Source organism: Phenylobacterium sp. (assembly GCF_031360265.1).
Classification (GTDB): domain Bacteria; phylum Pseudomonadota; class Alphaproteobacteria; order Caulobacterales; family Caulobacteraceae; genus Phenylobacterium.
In genome coordinates, this window is sequence record NZ_JANMBF010000045.1 from 14,916 (window position 1) to 34,242 (window position 19,327).

The window sequence follows — 19,327 nt, forward strand, 5'->3', positions numbered from 1 at the left end:
TTCGCCGTGATCTCGCCCCATCCCGATCCCCGTGTGGACGCCCTGATTTCCAGACAGGACATCTATGACCTGTGCTGCCGCTACCTGCGGGCGCAGGACAGGTTGATGCCATCGCTGCACCGCTCGGTCTTCTGGGACGACGCCACCACGGACTATGGCTTCTACCGCGGCGGACCCGACGGCTTCGTGGCGTCCGCCCAGAACGCCCTGCGCGACCACCTGTCCAACCACCACATGATGGGTCAGGCCCTGATTGAGGTCGAGGGCGACGTGGGGTTCGGCGAGATCTACTTTCAGGCCTTTCATCGCATCGCGCAGGACGGCGTGGCCAAGGACCTGTTCATCAGCGGCCGCTACATTGACCGCTACGAGCGGCGCGACGGCGTCTGGAAGATCGCCCATCGCAGCGAACTGGTGGACTGGGCGCGCACCGAGCCCGCCGCCGACGAATGGCTGAAGGGCGCCCCAGACGTGCTGATCGGCTATCGCGGCGACAAGGATCTCAGCAATCAACGCGAGGTCGTCCGCGTGCGCTAAATGGACGATGACCCTGTTTGATCCCGGCTGAATTGAGTCAAGTCCGCCGGGACAGGGTCTGGGGGTCGCCATCCGGAGGTCTGAATGACACCAGCCAATGACGTCGATGTCGCCGGCCTGCTGGAGATGATCGCCCGGCAGAAGGTCGCCGACGTGATGGCGCGATACGCGCGGGGCATCGATCGATGCGACATCGAGACGCTTCTGTCCGTGTTCTGGCCCGACGCCAGGGCCGACTATGGCTCGGGCGAGCAAGACGCCGGCGCCTGGGCGCGCGCCACGGTGACGGCGCTCAAGGGCATGCGCCGGACCCAGCATTCCGTCGGCAACCTGCTGGTCGAATTTCAAGGCGAGCAGGCCCGCGCCGAAACCTATTGCCACGCGTTTCACGAGTTCGAAGGTGCGGACGGGCCAAGGGAGATGGTGGTGGGCGGCCGCTATCTCGACCTGCTGGAGCGTCGGACCTGCGAATGGCGGATCTCGCGCCGGATCTATGTGATGGATTGGAATCACAACGGGCCTTCCACCTGCCAGTGGGACGAGGGGATCTACGCGGGTCTCAAGATCCGTGGCGGGCGTTGGCCGCAGGATCCGCTGCGAGCCTTCCTCGCCGGTGACTGACCACCGCGCCCTGGGGCGCGGCGTCGCGTCTGGCGGCGCAATCTGTCGATTCCGGGAGTTGCCCGCTATCGCTCTGGCTGCATCCTAGCGCGCTGGCGCCCTTCGGCGCTCCCTGGAGAGCGCGGGACGTGGAGGACATTGCAGATGTCGTGGTCATCGGGGCCGGCGCCAGTGGGCTCGCCGCCGCGATCGCCGCGCGCGACGCCGGCGCTGACGTCCGGCTGATCGAGAAATCGACGAACGTCGGCGGGACCGCGGCGATATCCGGAGGCGTCGTCTGGGTCCCCGGGAACGCGCACATGGCCGCCGATGAGCGAGACGCCGATCGCGCCGCGGCGCTCGCCTACTTCCACGCCCTCTCGGACGACCTGGACGACGACGTCCTGGCGGCGTTTGTTGACGGCGCGGGCGAGGCCATCGCCTTTCTGGAGCGGGCGACACCCCTGCGTTTCGCCATCCTGGAAGGCTATCCCGACTACTACCTTGACCGGCCAGGCGCGCGTCCGCAGGGCGGTCGCGCCTTGGACACCGATCTCTTTGACTTCAACCGCCTCGGCGCCTGGTCCAAGCGCGTCTTCACATCAGGACCTGTGCAACGCCTGATGCTTCGCGAGACACCCTTGGGCGGCGCAACGACAATCCCGTCCATGGAAACATTCCAGGCCCGCATCCAGGCCGATCAGCGCGGCTTCGGACAGGCGCTGGTCGGCGCCCTGCTGGCGGGCTGTCTTGATCGCGGCATCGAACCGATCCTCGACGCGCCTGTGCGGCGCCTGTTGGTCGACGATGGGGCCGTCGTCGGCGTGGAGTATGTGCTGGCCGGCCAGGTTCACCGCCTGGCGGCTCGGCGTGGCGTGATCCTGGCGACGGGCGGCTTTGAATGGAACGCCGAGCTCACCCGCGCTTTCCTGAGGGGTCCGCTGACCCACCCGGCCTCGCCTCCGATGGCGACCGGAGACGGCTTGAAGCTCGCGCAACGCGTCGGCGCGGGCCTAGGCAACATGACCAGCGCCTGGTGGGCGCCGACCCTCACCCCCAGCGGCGAGACCTGGCCGGACGGATCGCCAAGATCGGCCCCCGTGCTGATCGAGCGGACGCTCCCCGGTTCGCTGATGGTCAATCGCCGCGGGCGGCGCTTCTGCAACGAGGCGACCAACTATTCCGCCCTCGGCGGAGCCTTCCAGCAATTTGATCCCAACACCTACAGCTGGGCCAACCTGCCCGCCTGGCTGATCTTCGACGCCGACTACAAATCTCGCTATGCGGTGGGCCCGGCGCCCCCTGGCCCCGACGCGCCCGACTGGATCTTCTCGGCCCCAAGCCTGGCGGACCTGGCGCACGTGATCGGCTGCGACGGGGCGGGTCTTGAGGCGAGCGTCGCGCGCTTCAACGGCCACGCCGCCCAGGGGCGCGATCCGGATTTCGGGCGTGGAGAAAGCGCCTACGACATCTTCTACGGTGATCGATCGCGCCCCGGCGCGGCTGGGACCCTGGGACCCTTGCTGACGCCGCCATTCTTCGCCGTTCCGATCACCATGGGCGCCCTGGGAACCAATGGCGGCGTGCGGACCGATGCCCGTGGGCGCGCGCTCGATCCCGATGGCGATGTGATCGCGGGGCTCTACGCGGTGGGCAATGTGATGGCCGCACCGACGGGCTCGGTCTACGCCGGCGCCGGCGGCACCCTGGGTCCGGCCCTCACCTTCGGGTGCATCGCGGGCCGGCACGCCGCGCGGCTCTCCAACACACCCTTCCCCTGACGCGACTGAAGTGAGGTCCGCACCTAATGACCAGCATCCGCAAGGTTCTCGTTCTCGGCGCGAGCGGCGACCAGGGCTTCCCCCTTTTGCAACGCCTGCTGGAGGACGGCTTTCAACCGACCGCGGGTGTCCGCCGGGTCGACGCCCTGAAGGACACCCCCTTCGCGTCAGTTCCCGTCGTGCAGGCCGACATCGAGGACGAAGAGTCGCTGTTTGAAGCCTTCAAGGGACAGGATGCCCTGGCGATGCACCTGCCCTTCGAGTTTGATCGCGCCCGGGCGGCGGGGTTTGGCCGGCGGATCGCCTCGGCGGCCAAGCGCGCGGGCCTGGGCAAGATCGTGTTCAACACCAGCTGCTTCGTCGCCGAGCACGACCTGAACCTGTCTGCCCATGACGGTCGTCGCGACATCGAGCGGTCGATCGCCGACAGCGGCGTGCCCTATGTGGTCGTTCGTCCGGTGGTGTTCATGGACAACCTCATTCGCGTATGGTCGAAGCCTTCGATCGTCCACAAGGATGTCTGGGCCTATCCCGCCGGCGAGACCCTCAAGATCTCCTGGATCTGCCTGGAGGACGTCGCCGCCTATATGACATGCGGCCTGGCGCGTGACGACCTGACGGCCGAAAAGGTGCTGGTCGGCGGGCCGGAAGCCCTGGTCGGCGCCGAAGTCGCCGAGCGGGTGAGCGTCGCGGCGGGGCGGACCATCCGCTTCCAGAGCCTCACCCCCGACGACTACGCCGCCAAGATGAGCCTGCTGGTCACCGGCTCGTCCGAGGTCCTGCCGCACAGCATCTATGACGGCATGGCGCAGTTCTACCGCTGGTACAATGTTCAGCCAACCTCCCCCCTCGTGGTGGATGTCGCCGCCGCCCTGGCCAAATTGCCGATCACGCCGACGCCCATGGACCGATGGGCGGCGCGCCAGGACTGGAACCGAGTGTAAGCCCCCAGAGCTTTCCTGTTGTGGGAAGGGGTCTATCGCCACCGCCACTTTCATTCGCGTGAAATCGCGCCTGAGGCTTGAGGTCTCGCGCGAGGGGAGCCGATAATCGCGCGTTTGACTTTGGCCGGGGCTATGCGACGGTACTCGAAACTACACTCGGAATAGAGGGTACAGAGCAGGGGGGCGCGTCCATGCTGAGAGTCTCTCTCAGGTGTCACGTAAATGCCGTGGGGAACGCCGCAAGCCTTGCTGACGCGGCGTTGCCGTTGAAGGCGATCGGCGTGGCCATCGGGCTCAGCCAACCGGGCGTGGTGGAAGACTTCACCGCCAAGCACTGGCGCGTAAGCATCAACGGCGGCTTCGGCGAGCTGTTTGGCCAGCTGGCGCCCAGAACGAATCCCGAGTCCGAGCCCGTGGATCAGAGATGCCCGATTGGCCGGGCCTGCAGGGTCTCGGTCGATCCTTTCGCCTGGCGCGTGGCGCGGGTCCTGGAATCGGGGTTCCCCTGGGATCCTGGACTTGATGTGTTCAGTCGGCGAACCGCGGAGAAGGGCATTGTCGGGGGCGTGACCGTGCCCGTGCATCTGCCCATGTCCCGCGTCGGCGCGGTGGGATGGTTGGCCATAGACCACGACGTGGATGTCGATCAGATCCTGGCGACCTATTCCAATGAGTTGCGGCTGGCGGCGCATCTGTTCATGGGCCATGTCTATCGTGAACGTCCGGACGCGATGGTGTTGCTGCCCCACGTCTCCCTGAGCGAACGCGAACTCGAGTGCCTGACGTGGGTGGCGATGGGCAAGACCGACGCGGATATCGCCGAACTCATCGGCCGGTCCCCGTCCACGGCCCGGTTCCATGTGGAAAGCGCGGTGTCGAAACTGGGCGTCAACAACCGCACCCGCGCGGCCGCCGTCGCCTCCCAGATGGGCATGATCCGCGCGGTGGCGTGAGCGCCCGCCGTCCGGCCCGGCGGACCGGCAGAACTAGCGTTTACGCTAGCTTCCACTTTCATACCCTAGCCTCAGAGTGATCCGAGGGCAGCGTGCAGTTCGCTCAGATATCGGACACGTCCGATGCTGGCGCGCCGTGTTGAGTGTCCAAATAAAACAATGGGGGAGGCTCTGCGATGGATAGGAATTTCTCGCGCCGACGCAGCTTGATGGCGGCGACCGCCAGCGCCGCCGTTCTGGCCTTGCCGGCGTTGCTTCTATCGTCGGGTCTGGCCGAGGCGCAAACCAGGCCCGGCGGCTCGGCCGCGGGCGACCGGACCGTGACCAACCGGGTTGAAGAGGTCGTGGTCACGGCGCGTTCGAAGGGCGAGTCCGTCCAGAACGTGCCCATCGCCATCACCGCGATCACCAAACAGCTGAATTCGGCCGACGTTCGCGACATTCGCGACATCGTCGCCTTCACGCCGAACGTGCGCATCGACTCCATCTACCAGCGCGCGAACTCGCCCAGCATCAACATTCGCGGCATCAGCCCCTCGCGCACCGACGACAATTCGATCGACTCGCCGATCGGCGTGGTCATCGATGGCATCTATCTCGGATCCCTGCCGGGCCAGATCATCGAAAACTTCGATGTCGACCGCGTCGAAATCCTGCGCGGTCCGCAGGGCACGCTGTTCGGACGCAACACGGTTGGCGGCGCCTTGAATGTCATTCGCTCCAAGCCGACCGGCGAATGGGGCGGCAAGGTTCAATACACCACCGGGAGTTGGGACGATCAGGAGTTCCGCGGCGTCCTCAACACCCCCATCATCAGGGATGTACTCGCCGCTAAGTTTTTCTTCTTCTCCGCCAAGCGCGACGGCTATCTGCACAACACGTTCCTGAACATCAACCAGCCGCAGAAAGACTACAAGAACTACGGGGTTGTGCTCAAATTCAATCCCAACGACAGGATCGAAGCTCTGCTGACCGTCGAGAAGTTCGACGACAAGAGCCAGGGCGGCGCATTTCTCGGCAACTACAACGTCGGGGCTGGTGTCCTGCCAGTCGGCACGGGCCCCAGCGATTTCAACACGCCGGGTTCGTCGCAAGGACCAGGGGGCACCATAGACAATTTCCTGCCGGGCCTGTTCGGTCTGCAGAACACGCCGGCCAGGACGGACCTCTCCATCGCAAAAACCATCAACGACAACTTTCCGAGCCCGGGCCACGTGCAGACCGATGCCTACACGCTCAACCTGTCGGCGAAGCTGAGTGACAATCTCCGAATCGTGTCGGTGACCGGCTATCGCAAGCAACATGAGCAGGCGTCGGAAGATTTCGACGGATCCAGCACCGACTTTATCACCATCTCCACTGACGCTCATTATCACCAGTTTAGCCAGGAAGTGCGCATGGAAGGAGATTGGGATAGCAAGTTCGGTAATATCTCCTACGTAGCTGGCGCCTACTATTGGAGCAGCTACTTTGATCGCAAGTGGATCACTGGTGGTGACTTCTGGACCTTCGTTCCGATCCTGAGTGGCTACAATCTGGCGACCAATACCTGGGGCGCTCCGTCCCTGGCTGCCGCGACGGGCTTCTCCAATCCCATCGCCGCGTGCCTGGCGCCACGCACCAGCCCTACGCTGACCGCGATCTTCGGGCGCGTTCAGTGTGACTCCGGCGTCAGCAGCGCGTATGGCCCAAAGCTCGTCAACAAGCTCTATGAGACTCAGCAGACCGACTCTGCCGCGGGCTTTGCGCATGCCGACTGGGAGTTTGCGCCGAAATTCACCCTGACGGCCGGTCTTCGGTACACCTGGGAGAAGAAGCACTTCGTCGGCTATCAGTCCTACATACTGCCGGCGTCGCGCATCAATGTTGATGTGTTCCCCGGAAGCGCGGATCTGAGCAACAGCTGGACGCAGGTCACACCGATGGCGGCCTTGTCCTACAAGATGACGCCGGACATCATGTTCTACGGCTCTTTTGCCGGCGGCTGGCACTCAGGCGGTTTCTTCGGGGTCAATCAGAACACGGCGGACTTCCTGCAAAACCAGTACGCCCCCGAGACCGCGAAATCCTATGAACTTGGCATGAAAGGCCAGTTCTTCGATCACCGCGTGCAATTGAACCTGGCAGCCTTCCTCAATGACTTCGCCAACAAGCAAGAGTCTGCCATCGTCTTCGACAAGACAACGAATACCGTCGTCACCCTGTTCACAAACGTCGGTGGTCTTCGCTATCAGGGCCTAGAGGCTGAGCTGCAGTGGGCGGTCACAGACCAGCTCAATCTGGCCGCGTCGCTGGGCTATCTGGACGCCAAGTACACTGACCTGCAGATCGGCTTCCCCGGTAACAAGGCCGGCCCGGTCCCGATCGTCAATGCGACGTTCCTGGTGCCTCGAAATGCGCCCAAGTACACGGCGGGTGGATCGGTCCTCTATACGGTTCCAGTCGCGCAGGGCTCCCTGGCGTTGGGGTCGAAGGTCACCTGGGTGGATTCGAGCTTTGGCGACATCTACAATACCAGCCTTGGATTCACCAAAGCTCACACAGACGTGTCTGCCTCCGTCAGCTACACCTACAAAAACTACAAGGCGACGGTGTTTGGCCGGAACCTGACCAACTGGCGGCGTGAGGCGGCGATCCTCATCGCCCCCCTCTTCGGATCCAGCACGATCACGCCCGGCCGCAGCTGGGGCCTGGAGCTGGCGGCGACATTCTAGGCGCCGTCCCCACTCAGGTTGGATCAACCTGAGTGAGGACGAGCTCAGGGCGCGGCGGTAAAGTTCAGCTTCAACTCAGCCAGGCCCAGCATGATCCCCGGCTGATGCGCGAAGCTGTTGCCGGGCGCGTACTCGATCGTCTCGATCCGGTCCATGAGGAGGTTCCAGGCGGTCAGCTGCTCCAGCCGGGAAATTCCCGACCCCGGGCAACTGCGCGACCCTTGGGAGAATGTGAGATGTCGGGTCACACCCTTGCGGTCGAGCTGCAGATCGTGGGGACAAACCCATTCCTCGGGATCGCGGTTGCCGGCGGCCCAGCGCATATGCAGCAGCGATCCGGCGGGAACCTTCACGCCCTGAAACTCCTCGTCCCGGGTGGTGGTTCGCGTGGATAGCCCCTGGGTGGGCGAGCGCAGACGCAGGCTCTCCTCGATGAAATTCCGCAGCTTGCCGCGATCCGCGCGGATGGCCCGATAGAGATCCGGATCCTCGCAGAACAACTGGGCCTGCTCGGCGATTGCGTACTGTGTCGTCTCCAGGCCGCCGATCATCATCGCATAGACGATCCCGTTGATCTCCGTGTCCGTCAGCTGCCGGTCCAGGCCGCCATAGGTCACCTGGGTCAGCCAGGAGATCATATCGTCCTTAGGCGCGCGCCGCTTCTCGACGACCCAGGCGGCCACATACTCTCCGAACCCGGCCAGCAGGCGCATCTGTTCGCCCATCTGCTCCAGGGTCAGCTGATTGCGATGGCCCTTGCCGTAGACAAACGCCATCACCTGGGCGGCGCCCCACATCTCCATCCGCGGAATGTCCTCGTGCGGAAAGCCCAGGACATTGGCCATGACGACCTGGGGCAGCGGCCGCGCGAATTTCCCGACGAACTCCACGGCGCCGTCGGCGATCCAACCGTCGATCAGCCTGGTCGCGGCCCCGCTGATCATGTCGCGGTGGCGCGTCGCCCCCGTCCCCACCCAGGGATCGGTCAGCTCAGACTTGTGCGCCCGCCAGAGATCCTCGTTTGGCCTCAGGCTCTGGATCGACGCCATCATGGCGTTCATCTGCGGCATGGACCCGTCGGGATTTGGTTTTGGCGGCGTCGTCAGGCCCGGCGGGAAGCGTTCCGGGTCGCGCACCACCGTCAGGATGTCCTGATACTTGGTCAGGATGAACCCATCCGTCCCGGGCTCGGCGCCCTCGCCGGGCAATCGAAGGACCGGCGCCTGGGCGTGCAGGATCGGATAGGCCTCATACCAGTGTTCCTGGGCGCCGGGACAAAACAGGTCCACGTCTTCCAGGGTGACGGGGCTTTTCAGTTCGGTCGGCGCCGTTCGGGGCTCTGTTCTGGCCATCAGCTGTCTTCCTTTCGTCGCGCCTTTGCGTACCCGAGCTAGAGCTGGACGCGTTTGGTGTAGCCACCATCGACAACGAGATTTACGCCGGTCACCCAGCTGGCGGCGGGACTGGCCAGGAAGGCCACTACCTGGGCCACTTCCTCAGGCGTTCCGAAGCGTCCGTTCGGTTGAACCGCAAGATGGGACTGGTAGAGGTCCGGCATCCCCTTGCCGATGTTTTCCCATGCGCCGCCGGGGAATTGGATCGGCCCCGGCGACACCACATTGACCCGGATATTGTCGGCCCCCACAGCCTGCGACAGCTGTTTGGCATAGGTTACAAGACCCGCCTTCATGGCGTTGTAGGCCATGGGCCCCATGAAGGTTTCCACCGCCGCCGTCGTGCCGATGAAGATGACCGAGCCGGCCTTCGAGGCCTTCAGGTGCGGCATGGCCGCCTCACAGCCCCGCACGGCGCCCATGATGTCGACCTCGAAGCACCTGTACCAGCTTGCCTCGCCATCCATGCCGCCGCCGCCGGAGACGTTGTGGACAAAAATGTCCACGCCGCCGAGCTTCGCGGCCATTGCGTTGATCCAGCCGCGATAGCTGTCAGCGTCGGCCACGTCGAGGACATCGCCAACCACCGTGCCGGTCCGACCCAGGGTTTCCACCGCGGCGGCCACCTCGGCGGCGTCGCGCGCGCCAATGGCCACGGCCGCGCCGTCCGCCAAAAGGCTCTCGACGATCCGCCGACCGATGCCGCGCGTCGATCCCGTGACCAGAGCCTTCTTGCCTGCAAGTCCAAGATCCATCGGCCGGGCCCTTTCTGAAATCCGATCTGAAGGGGTGGGGCGGTGGGCTTTCGCCGCACCGCCAGACTCCCTTGGAATTTGCGGCGATCACCGCCAAATATGCAACGAATTTGTGTTTTCGCCCGAGATCCTTTCGGCGGGGGATTGCCTAGTCCTCCGGGATCGCGCCGGGCGCGATTGCGGTCACCACGGGTGGATTTCGCCGTTCCACTTGTAGAACCTGCCGGATGTCTCTGACGTGAGGCCGGCGATCACGCTGCGAATTCCAGTCGCGCTTTCCTGCGCCGTGATGTCGGCGCCGGCGCCGCCCATGTCGGTTTTCACCCAGCCCGGATGGATCATGGCGACGGTGATGTTCTGCGCCTTGAGGTCCTTGGCCAGCGTCTGCATCACCTTGTTCACCCCGGCCTTGGCGCTGGAATAGGCATAGGATCCGCCAAACGGCCAGGTCGATGCGGCCAGCTGGCTGGTGACGGTCATCACCTTTGGCGCGGCGGCGGCCTTGAGGTTGGGCAGGAACGACTGCACCATCCGAAAGGGACCGATGGTCATCACCTTGAAGGCCTCGACCCAGGCGTCGAAATCGATCGACTCCAAGGTTTGCGACTTGCCGCCCAGGATGCCGGCATTGTTGATCAAGACATCTATTGGCGTATCGCCGACCGCCTTGGCGCAGCTGGCGATCGAGGCGCCGTCGCCGACATCCAGCGCATGCACCGTGAGGCGTCCGTCCGCGCCGCTGGCCAGGGATTTGAGGTCGTCGGCCTCAGCCGGCGCGCGGCAGGTCGCAAACACCCGCTCACCGGCCTCGGCGTATTGCCGGGCAAGCTCCAGACCGATGCCGCGGCTCGCGCCGGTTATGAGGATCGTTGACATGTGGCTCTCCCGCAATCGTCCCGCCCGATGCGGCGGGGTACGAACTGTTCCGCTACATCCGGATCACATCGGCTGAGCGCCCTCAACCTCCCAACAATGAGAGTAATTGCGGCGGCAAGCGCCGGCGAAGCCCCACATGCAGGGCTTCGATACGCCTAGACCTCAAGGGCGAGGCGCGTGATTTTGGTGGTCAGAATGGCCCAACCCCGCGCTAGTCGCAGGTAGGTGTCGTGATAGTGCCCCGAGCCGTGCATGTTGATCGGCTCACCCCCCGGGGCGTTGACGACAACATCCTCCATGGCCCAGATTCCGCGCGCCGTGTCTTGGCTGAGGATCTCGATCTCGCCCATGTGGCCGTGGTGAATCGTCACCCTGTGCTCCACGGCGTCGCGGATCATTTTGAGAACGTTCGCGTGGCCGCGGTGGACCGCCGACTCGCCATCATAGGGCGGCTTCCACTCGCCGGTGAGCGGATTGCGCAGGCTGCTCACCTCTCGCAGATCGAAGATGGCTTCAGGTGCGAACACCTTGGACAGGCCATCCCAGTCCTTCGTATCCATGCAGCGGAAGTAGCGCGCCTTCAGACCCCTGATTTCCTCGATGTCCAGAAGCCTTTGCAGGGGGTCCATCCCATCTCCTTACCCGGGCGCCGCCTTTGAAGGCGTCAGAATTGACCGGATTTGAGCACAGGCCGCCGAGGCTTCCAAAGCGTTTGTTGGACACGACCGTCGCGACTGACAGCTGCCCGGCCTTGCCTTTCACGGCTTCGCCCAATAGCGTTAAAACCATCACACGTTACGAGAATTGGGTATCGCCGACCAAGCCGTTTCAAGGGTCGCATGGCGAGCCTCATCTCAGATCCAGAACGGTCCCGCAGCCGGATGGCAGGCGCAGGTCCAGGTGCGCGAGCACCGGGTCCCGCGAAACGAAAAAGATCGAGAGGAAGCACCGATGGGTATGCACGAGAGGTTCCGGCTTGACGGCAAAGTCGCCATGGTCACGGGCGGTGGAAAAGGCATTGGCCGGGGCATCGCGCTGGCGTTCGCGCAATGCGGCGCCGACGTCGCCGTCCTGGCGCGGCGTCAGGCGGATATCGACGCCGTGGCTCGCGATATCGAGAAGACCGGCCGCCGCGCCCTGGCGATCGCGGGCGACGTGATGGACGACGCCGTGATCCCCGCGGCGCTGGATCGGGTGGTTGCCGAACTCGGCGCCATCGACATCATGGTCAACAACGCCGGGGGCAATCTGGACCGCAAGCAACATCCGTTGACGGAAATTACGATGCAGAAGTGGGATGAGCAGATTTCCCTCAACCTGCGGCACAAGTTCTTTGGCTCCCAGCAGGCGGCCGCCCGCATGTCGAACGGGGGTCGCATCATCAATATTGTTTCGATCGCCGCCCTGCGCCCCACGCCCGGGTTCGGCGCCTATTCCACCGCGAACAATGGCGTCATCGCCATGACCCGCACATTGTCGGTCGAACTGGGACCGCGAGGCATCACCGTCAACTGTATCGCGCCGGGCACCGTCTTCACCGAGATGCTGGCCGAGACATTGAACGTCGAACAGGACCATGCCGAACGGATGTTCGGGCCAACGATTCCGCTGGGCCGGGTGGGAAATCCCGAAGACATCGCCGCCGCCGCGGTGTTCTTCGCCTCGCCGGCCGCCGAGTGGACCACCGGCCAATGCATCAGCGTGGCGGGCGGTCCGTAGGCGCGCCGCCAGGCCCCTACGGCCGGATCGGCAGGTGGGCGCCCGGGAAGCCCTCGGTCAGGTGACGCTGCGGCCACATGAATTGCAGGCTCGAGCGCTGAATCTTCCACTGACCGGTAACCCGTGCGTAGGCTTCATCATAGACGCCAAGCCAAATCATCGGGTTGGCTTCCGGCGCCCCGTCCAGAGCCAGATCGATAAGGTAGAGGCGCCCTAGCGCGGTGTCCGCGCCCGTGATCTCGACCCAGTGGTTGGTGTTGGCGTGCAGCGAATGGAAGGGTCCCTTGTCGAACAGCGGACCCATCACGCGTGCGTAGTTTTCGGCGATCATCGGTTTCCCGGTCCAGACGCCAAAGGGGCCGAACTCGCAGACCGCGTCATCGACGAACAGGCCGACCAGGGAGTCGAGTTCCGCCGCGTCGAGATAGTATGAGTAGAGCATCCGCAGCTTGCGGATCCTCTCGATGTCGAGCAGGTCGTCGAGTGTCATTTGAGGGTCCTTTGGGCGCATGCGGGCCCGGGAGCCAGCGCGCGCCCGTGGCGGGGAAATCGGGACATCAGATCGTTGCCGTTCGCACAAGGCGCTTCAGCTCCGCATCCACCCTCGCCAGGGTCCGACCGCGGGTCACGCCCCGGGCCTGGATCAGAAAGGCCATTTTGAGGGCCGTCGCCAGTTGGTCATCGCTGACCCGTCCATGCGCCCAGTCGTGCAGGACCATCAGGCGATGATTGGCGAACAGGGTGGTGAGATAGTCCAGACTGAGACCCGGAACGATGTCGCCATCGCGGAGGCTCTTCTGCAGCCACGGCAGGTGCCCCCCGGATGCGGTGGAGGTATCGCGGATGACCTTGTAGATGCGCGGGTCCACCGAGCCTGAGAAGTAGAGTTCCGCGTATTGGCGCGCATAGGCTCGATTGGCGAGGATGGCGTTGCGCACGTCGTCCTTGGAGGCGACCAGCGCAGACAGGCTGGCCGTGGGCGGCGCGCGCGCCAACGGCAGGCTCTGATAATAGTCCTCGATAGCAGCCGCGATCAGTCCCAGCTTGTCGCCGTAGGTCGCATAGATGGTCGTCACCGAAACCTTGGCGCGACGACCCAGTTCGCGGATGGTGAAGGCGTCCGGGCCGCCCTCGGCGATCGCTTGCTTGGCGGCCTCGAGGATCCGCCGGCGCCGGGCCAGGATGGTATCGGTGATATAGCGCCCGCGCCGCGCGCCCTTGTCCGGATCTGGTGTCACCGGGCTGCACGTCGAACCGCCCGCGTCCGCCGTCTCGATTGATACCTTAGTCTTGATGGCCATGGCGCCACTCATACTGACCCGCAGATCGTTCGCCGACGCCTATTCCGCGGGCCGGGAATTGCGCGCCCAGGCCCGGGCCTCGTCCGAAGTGACCCACTGAATGGCATTTGCAAGCAGCCGGCGAAATCCGGGATTCTCGTAGGCGGCCGGACCGTCGCCCGCCTCCGACGCCACGACCGGGCTGTTGCGGACCCGTCGCGCCCAGATGATGATGTTGTCGCCGTCTTCGTGCGCCCAGGCCGCCTGCTCGGCCTTGGGCGCCAGCGGCGGCGGACTGAAATTGGCCTGAGTGAAGGCATAGTCGCTCGCCATCAGAGGCACGATGTCGGGCGTCCGCGCCAGGGGTGTCCTGAGGTAGAGTTCGTCGGTGATTTCGAACCCGGACTCCAGGCCCCGTGTCACGGGATGGGGCGCGCCGAGCGGAGATAGCCTGTGGGTGGCGTTGCGGTGCGGCTCGCCGGCGCCGCCACGATAGCCCGAACCGGGGACCTGCCGTCCGTCTACTTCGCCCTGCGTCAGCCGAAAGGTCGAGCCCGTGATCTCGCGCCAGAGTGGCCACAGCGGCCATTGCACGAGGGCATGATTGAGCAGGATCAGGCCGACGCCCCGCGCCAGCAGAGACTCGATGCTGCTGGCGTAGTCCGCCGACGGTTGCGCCGACGCCAGGTCATTGGGATCCATCGGAATGCCCAGCATGTCGTAGAACAGGACCGCGTCGTAGCGTCCGACATTCTCAGGCCGAAGAATCACCTGCGCCGCGGGCTGCTCCACGAAGGTCGTGACGATGTCGGCGTTCGCGTCGAAGAGCGCGTGAAAGGCATTGTGGTCGAACGGATGTCCCTTGGTTACGACCAACAGATTGGACGCCATGACCGACTCCCTGTGCTCAACGCGATCCCCGCCGCGCGCGCCGCCTCACCGTCCCCGATAAGGTCCGACGCCAACGCCGCATGCCGGACATTGCCGCGCCTGCCGCCCGCCGGCAATACCACACCACGATCCACAATTCTGCAGCGCGGCGCCGATCCCTCAGGCCGCGGTCATTCCGGCGTCGACGGTGAACTCGGCGCCTGTGACGTAGTCGGACTCATCGGACGCGAGATAGAGGATGCAGTTGGCGATGTCCCGGGGCTCGCCCACCCGGCCGAGCGGCAGGCCGGCGGCCATCGTGTCCGCGTTCGTCCGGCTGCCGTTGCCAGCGCCGGCCTGCATGTTGGTCCAGATGACGCCCGGATGGACGGAATTGCAGCGAATGCCGTCCTTGCCCAGTTCCACCGCCAGCGACTTCGACATCAGCCGCACGCCCCCCTTTGAGGCCCCATAGGCGACACAGGTGGAGATCCCCACAAGCCCGGCCACGGAGGAGAGGTTGATCAGCGACCCTCCGCCGGATTTGCGCATTTCCACGGCCGCGTACTTGCAGCCTAGGAACACGCTGGTGAGGTTGACCGCGATCTGCCGGTTGAAGTCATCCAGCGACAACTCGTCGAGGGGCTTGAGGACCGCAATCCCCGCATTGTTTACAAGCACATCAAGCCGTCCGAAGGTCCTGACCGTTGTGGCGATGACCTCCTTCCAGGCGGCCTCCTTCGTCACATCGTGGGCAAGCGAAATCGCCTCGCCGCCGGCCTTGCGAATCTCCTCGGCGCAGCGTTCGGCCCCGACGGCGTCAATGTCGGTGACCACCACCTTGGCCCCCTCGCGGGCCAGGCTGAGCGCGGCCGAGTGACCCAGACCGGGATTCGACGCGCCGCCGGTCACGATCACGACTTTTTCCTGAACACGTCCCATAGCTTCCTCCCGCGGCGCCGGTTTGCGCGCCTGCGGTCTTATCGCCGAATCCGACGGATCGAAAGTCGAACCGCCATGATCGAAGAGTTCGGGTGTGGCGGCGAAGCAGCTCTCGCCCCGACCGCCCACCGGACCGCCCGTCGCGCCGGCGGGCCGTGCGGGCGGTGGAGCGGGTCGGGGTTTCGGATCCTGGGACCGCTCGGGTGCATGGCCGTGGCCCGGGGATCACGCGGGCCCGTAAGCCGGAACGCATTTTGGTTTTGACAGCAGCCAACAGGCTCTCGATAAGAAGGCGGGATCCAGTTTGAAATGAAATCCGTGGAGGTAGGATGATGCCAGGGGCTCGGCCCATACCGCCGGAAGCGGACATCCGCGCCATCGTGGGCCACAAGTTCCCCGGCGGGATCTACACCGTGGCCCACTGGGAAAACTTCCTGCTCACCGAATGCACCGGCGCGGATCTGCTGGCCGACGGCATGGTCCACCCGGTGGTGTTGTTTCACATGCCGATCCTGGGATGCGGCGCCTCGATCGCGGAGATGTTCGCGCTGGGCAAGGCCGAGTCCGACTTTTCGATCGGGATCGAAAGCTATGACTGGGAGATGTTTTCGCCGTTGCACGAGGATGTTCCCTACGCGATCAGCGGCAAGGTCGTGTCCGCCGAGCGCCGCGCCACCGCCGATGGCCATCCCTTCGATCGTATCCAGTTTCAGTTCGGTGTGGCCCATGCCGACGGCGCCTTGGCGGCGCGCACCACGATCACGTGGCACTACCGGCGGGGGTTGCCGTCATGAAGGTCGCGACCGGAGACCGCATTCCCGATTGGCTGATGGAGAGCGTGCGGCCCGAGCGCATGCGGACCATGGCGGCGATCCTGCGCGATCCCAATCCCGTGCACTGGGACCGGAACGCCTGTGACGCCCTGGGGTTTGGCCAGCGAACCATCAACCAGGGGCCCCTTGGGCTCAGCTACATGGTCAACATGCTGCATGCCTGGGCGGGCCAGGGCTGCCTGCGTCGCCTGGTCATGACCTTTCCCAAGGTGGTGCTGGATGGCGACCGAATCACGGCGCGCGGCGCCGTGACCGGTGTCCGGACGGTCGATGGCGAACGATTTGCCGATTGTGACATCTGGCTGGAGCGGGAGCCCGGGGACCGCCCGCTGATCGGCAGCGCCACGGTGAAGCTCCCCGATTGATCGGTTTGCCCGGGCGGCAAGGCGCGTCCGGCGGGCGTTGGACTCAACAGGGAGAGACGCAGGACGATGAACGCCGTCAATCGCCAGATGACCCTGCGCCGATATCCTGAGGGCATGCCCAGAGAGAGCGATTTCGAGGTGGTCACTTCGGAGATTCCCGACGTCGGAGAGGGCGAGGTGCTGTGCCGCGCCCAATACCTGACGGTGGATCCCTATATTCGCGTTCACGTCAGCCCCAGCATGTCGGTCGGCTACGCCCCGACCACGCCGCTGGGCGCGCCGATTCCGGGCGAGGCGATCCTACAGGTCGTTCAGTCACGTCACCCCGGGTTCAAGGACGGTGATTTCGTCGCGGGGTTCGGCGGCTGGCAGGACTACTGCGCCCTGCCCGGGGACTCGTTGCGCAAGGTGGACAGGGGCCTGGCCCCTCTGTCGGCGCACCTGGGTTCGCTGGGCATGCCCGGCCTCACCGCCTATGTCGGCATGACCAAGCTGGCCGAGGCCCAAGCGGGGCAGACCGTCTTCGTATCCGCCGCGCTGGGCGGCGTGGGCGCGGTGGCCGGCCAACTCGCGCGCATCAAGGGCTGCCGCGTGGTCGGGGTCACCAGCTCAGCCGAGAAATGCCGCTATGCCGTCGAGGAGCTGGGCTACGACGCCTGTCTCGACCGAACCCGGCCGGACTTCGCCGCCAGCGTCGCGGCGGCCTGCCCCGAGGGTATCGATGTCAATTTCGAGAACGCCGGTGGCGAGGTGTTCTGGGCGGCGTTCAACAACATGAAGCCCTATGGCCGCGTGCTCATCTGCGGCCTCGTCGCGGACTACAATGACGGTGCGCCGCCGCCGGGCCCGGATCAGGCGCCGCACCTGCTGCGCATGATCGCGCTCAAGCGCCTCGTGCTGAAGGGCGTGATGGTCGCCGACTACTGGGACCTGCGCCCCAGGTTTCTGGAGGAGGTCAGCGGACTGATCCGTGACGGGCGCCTGAAGTCCAAGGAATACGTCGTTCAAGGCATCGAGAACGCCGGCCGCGCGATGATCGACATGTTGTCCGGGCGCAACTTTGGCAAGACGGTCGTGCGTATCGCCGACGCCCCCGTCGACTAGATCCGATGGCGCGCCCCGGCCCGCCGCCAATGTTCATTACTGTCAGAAGCGCCAGGAGACGCGCGCGGATCCGTCCGTCAATTTGAACACGGATGCGGGCCAAGATTCAGCAGCGATGCTGAAACCAGACCGAGAAGGCGAACATGGCGCGGGAAGGGGCGGACTATCGGCTGGTGATCCTGCTGGTCGGCCTGACCCAGCTCAGCGTGACCATCGATTTTTCGATTGTCTCCATGGCCTTGCCCTCCATCGGTCGGCAGCTGCAGATTCCGCCCGCCGCGCTGTCCTGGGTCATTTCAGCGGGCGCCCTGGCCGGCGGCGGCGTCCTGATTCTCGCCGGACGCGCCGCCGACATCTTCGGCCAGCGCGTCTGCATGCTGATCGGCCTGTCGCTGTTCGCCACGGGGTCGCTCGGCGCCGCCCTGTCGCCGGATCTTCCAGTGCTCATCGGCGCAAGGGCGTTGCAGGGTCTGGGCGGCGCGATCCTGGGTCCGGCCAACTTCTCGCTGATCAACACCCTGCTGCCGGACGGAGCCCCCCGTCGCCAGGCCTTGAGCGTGTTCGGGGTGATGCAAGGTCTGTCCCTCGTCATTGGTCTGCTGATTGGCGGGATCCTGACCACGCAATTCGGCTGGCGATCCGTCTTTCTGCTGAACCCGCCTTTGGCCATGCTGGCGATTGTGCTCACCCTGAGGGTGGTTCCCAAGCCGGGCCCGGGCCGGCGCCAGAGCGGCAGTGTCGACTGGCCCGGCGCGGCGCTGATCACGACCAGCATGGCGCTCATCCTGCTCGCCGTGTCGAGGATGGGCCAGGAGGGATGGACTGCGCCTCGGCCGCTGGCGATGCTGGCGGGAGGGATCGTCGGATTCGGGTTGTTCTTCGTGGCGGAGGCTCGCGCCAGCGCGCCGCTCGCACCCTTGTCACTGTTCGGTCGGCGCAACTTCGCGGCCGCGAACGTCATATTCATGCTGATAATGGCCGCTGTCGGCGGCGTGTTCGTTCTGTTGAACCTCTATATGCAGGCCGGGCTGAAGATGACGGCCATGCAGTCTGGCCTGGGAATGATGCCCTACGCCGCGGCCGTCATGGGGTCGGGCCAGGCCCTGCCGCCGCTCATGGCCAGGCTGCCGCATCGGGTGATCGTGTTCGGCGGCTTCGGTCTCTTTGTTCTCGGGTTGGTCATGCTGGCCCTGTTCAGCGTGCAACCGAACTATTGGATCGCCATCGCCCTGGGGTCGGTGGTCATCGGATTTGGCACCACGGCCGCCTTCATGGTCCTGATGGCCGATGCGACATCTGACATCCCGCCCCTGCAGCAGGGCGCAGCCACGGCGGTGCTGATGACCTCCCAGGGCATAGGCCTTCCACTGGGCATCGCGGTCGCCCTGTCGGTGATCGGCCTTGCCGGACCGGCGGGAGGGCTGGCGGCGTTCCGCGGCGCGTATCTGGCCCTGGCGGCCATGGCGCTTGTGGCGGTGCTGGTCAGTCTGTTGGCCCTGCGCCCGTCCAGCGCTGTCCCACGGCCGGTGCTCGGTCACCCCTAGCCCGGATGCGTGATCCCCGATGGTGACGGACATGAAACCGGGCCAGCCCGCACCCAGCGCCCCAGGTGCGCTGGCGCTCCGCTGCCCGTCGCCCGGACGCATATTTTCTCGATCAT

General features: G+C 65.1%; 19 protein-coding genes. 11 read left to right on the forward strand and 8 right to left on the reverse strand.

Annotated features, from left to right (window positions below):
- Nucleotides 1–6 precede the first annotated feature (6 nt).
- The 6 genes from RMN86_RS03815 (at nucleotide 7) to RMN86_RS03840 (ending at nucleotide 7,529) form a co-directional block, all read left to right on the forward strand.
- Nucleotides 7–537, forward strand: coding sequence for a nuclear transport factor 2 family protein (locus RMN86_RS03815; RefSeq protein WP_309604505.1), 531 nt, complete (start codon nucleotides 7–9; stop codon nucleotides 535–537).
- A gap of 84 nt (nucleotides 538–621) precedes the next feature.
- Nucleotides 622–1,158 (forward strand): nuclear transport factor 2 family protein, encoded by a 537-nt coding sequence (locus RMN86_RS03820; protein WP_309604506.1) that lies wholly within the window; start codon nucleotides 622–624, stop codon nucleotides 1,156–1,158.
- Nucleotides 1,159–1,286: 128 nt separating this feature from the next.
- Nucleotides 1,287–2,918 (forward strand): FAD-dependent oxidoreductase, encoded by a 1,632-nt coding sequence (locus RMN86_RS03825; protein ID WP_309604507.1) that lies wholly within the window; start codon nucleotides 1,287–1,289, stop codon nucleotides 2,916–2,918.
- A 26-nt stretch (nucleotides 2,919–2,944) separates the two neighbouring features.
- On the forward strand, nucleotides 2,945–3,862 hold the full coding sequence (locus RMN86_RS03830; RefSeq protein ID WP_309604508.1) for an NmrA family NAD(P)-binding protein: 918 nt from the start codon (nucleotides 2,945–2,947) through the stop codon (nucleotides 3,860–3,862).
- Nucleotides 3,863–4,089: 227 nt separating this feature from the next.
- Nucleotides 4,090–4,815 carry a LuxR C-terminal-related transcriptional regulator gene (locus tag RMN86_RS03835; RefSeq protein ID WP_309604509.1) on the forward strand — a complete coding sequence of 242 codons (726 nt, stop codon included), beginning with the start codon at nucleotides 4,090–4,092 and terminating at the stop codon, nucleotides 4,813–4,815.
- Between the two features lie 176 nt (nucleotides 4,816–4,991).
- Nucleotides 4,992–7,529, forward strand: coding sequence for a TonB-dependent receptor domain-containing protein (locus tag RMN86_RS03840; protein WP_309604510.1), 2,538 nt, complete (start codon nucleotides 4,992–4,994; stop codon nucleotides 7,527–7,529).
- A gap of 44 nt (nucleotides 7,530–7,573) precedes the next feature.
- Here RMN86_RS03840 and RMN86_RS03845 read toward each other — a convergent pair whose 3' ends face one another.
- The 4 genes from RMN86_RS03845 to RMN86_RS03860 all read right to left on the reverse strand — a co-directional run bounded on the left by RMN86_RS03845 (nucleotide 7,574) and on the right by RMN86_RS03860 (nucleotide 11,183).
- Nucleotides 7,574–8,881, reverse strand: a complete 1,308-nt coding sequence (locus tag RMN86_RS03845) for a cytochrome P450 (RefSeq protein ID WP_309604511.1) — start codon at nucleotides 8,879–8,881, stop codon at nucleotides 7,574–7,576.
- Nucleotides 8,882–8,919: 38 nt separating this feature from the next.
- Nucleotides 8,920–9,678 (reverse strand): SDR family oxidoreductase, encoded by a 759-nt coding sequence (locus RMN86_RS03850; protein ID WP_309604512.1) that lies wholly within the window; start codon nucleotides 9,676–9,678, stop codon nucleotides 8,920–8,922.
- A gap of 183 nt (nucleotides 9,679–9,861) precedes the next feature.
- Nucleotides 9,862–10,554, reverse strand: coding sequence for an SDR family oxidoreductase (locus RMN86_RS03855; protein WP_309604513.1), 693 nt, complete (start codon nucleotides 10,552–10,554; stop codon nucleotides 9,862–9,864).
- Between the two features lie 155 nt (nucleotides 10,555–10,709).
- The gene (locus tag RMN86_RS03860) at nucleotides 10,710–11,183 is read right to left on the reverse strand and encodes a nuclear transport factor 2 family protein (protein WP_309604514.1); all 474 of its coding nucleotides are present in this window, start codon (nucleotides 11,181–11,183) and stop codon (nucleotides 10,710–10,712) included.
- 175 nt (nucleotides 11,184–11,358) lie between these two features.
- Between RMN86_RS03860 and RMN86_RS03865 the strand changes: the two genes are divergently transcribed.
- Nucleotides 11,359–12,273: a glucose 1-dehydrogenase gene (locus tag RMN86_RS03865; RefSeq protein WP_309604515.1), complete on the forward strand. Its 915-nt coding sequence runs from the start codon at nucleotides 11,359–11,361 to the stop codon at nucleotides 12,271–12,273.
- 16 nt (nucleotides 12,274–12,289) lie between these two features.
- Here the strand turns inward: RMN86_RS03865 and RMN86_RS03870 are convergent, their stop codons facing one another.
- The 4 genes from RMN86_RS03870 to RMN86_RS03885 form a co-directional block, all read right to left on the reverse strand.
- Nucleotides 12,290–12,763, reverse strand: a complete 474-nt coding sequence (locus RMN86_RS03870; protein WP_309604516.1) for a nuclear transport factor 2 family protein — start codon at nucleotides 12,761–12,763, stop codon at nucleotides 12,290–12,292.
- A 67-nt stretch (nucleotides 12,764–12,830) separates the two neighbouring features.
- Nucleotides 12,831–13,574 carry a TetR/AcrR family transcriptional regulator gene (locus RMN86_RS03875; RefSeq protein WP_309604517.1) on the reverse strand — a complete coding sequence of 248 codons (744 nt, stop codon included), beginning with the start codon at nucleotides 13,572–13,574 and terminating at the stop codon, nucleotides 12,831–12,833.
- A gap of 39 nt (nucleotides 13,575–13,613) precedes the next feature.
- Nucleotides 13,614–14,444, reverse strand: a complete 831-nt coding sequence (locus RMN86_RS03880) for a ThuA domain-containing protein (protein WP_309604518.1) — start codon at nucleotides 14,442–14,444, stop codon at nucleotides 13,614–13,616.
- Between the two features lie 159 nt (nucleotides 14,445–14,603).
- On the reverse strand, nucleotides 14,604–15,365 hold the full coding sequence (locus RMN86_RS03885) for a glucose 1-dehydrogenase (protein WP_309604519.1): 762 nt from the start codon (nucleotides 15,363–15,365) through the stop codon (nucleotides 14,604–14,606).
- Nucleotides 15,366–15,694: 329 nt separating this feature from the next.
- On the opposite strand from RMN86_RS03885, the gene RMN86_RS03890 reads away from it, so the two are divergent.
- The 4 genes from RMN86_RS03890 to RMN86_RS03905 all read left to right on the forward strand — a co-directional run bounded on the left by RMN86_RS03890 (nucleotide 15,695) and on the right by RMN86_RS03905 (nucleotide 19,211).
- Nucleotides 15,695–16,159, forward strand: coding sequence for a hypothetical protein (locus RMN86_RS03890; protein WP_309604520.1), 465 nt, complete (start codon nucleotides 15,695–15,697; stop codon nucleotides 16,157–16,159).
- Nucleotides 16,156–16,563 carry a MaoC family dehydratase gene (locus RMN86_RS03895; RefSeq protein ID WP_309604521.1) on the forward strand — a complete coding sequence of 136 codons (408 nt, stop codon included), beginning with the start codon at nucleotides 16,156–16,158 and terminating at the stop codon, nucleotides 16,561–16,563. The genes RMN86_RS03890 and RMN86_RS03895 overlap by 4 nt, the downstream gene beginning before the upstream one ends.
- Before the next feature lie 66 nt (nucleotides 16,564–16,629).
- Nucleotides 16,630–17,667, forward strand: a complete 1,038-nt coding sequence (locus tag RMN86_RS03900) for an NADP-dependent oxidoreductase (protein ID WP_309604522.1) — start codon at nucleotides 16,630–16,632, stop codon at nucleotides 17,665–17,667.
- Nucleotides 17,668–17,810: 143 nt separating this feature from the next.
- Complete coding sequence (locus tag RMN86_RS03905) at nucleotides 17,811–19,211, forward strand: MFS transporter (protein WP_309604523.1); 1,401 nt, start codon at nucleotides 17,811–17,813, stop codon at nucleotides 19,209–19,211.
- The last annotated feature ends 116 nt before the right edge of the window (nucleotides 19,212–19,327 follow it).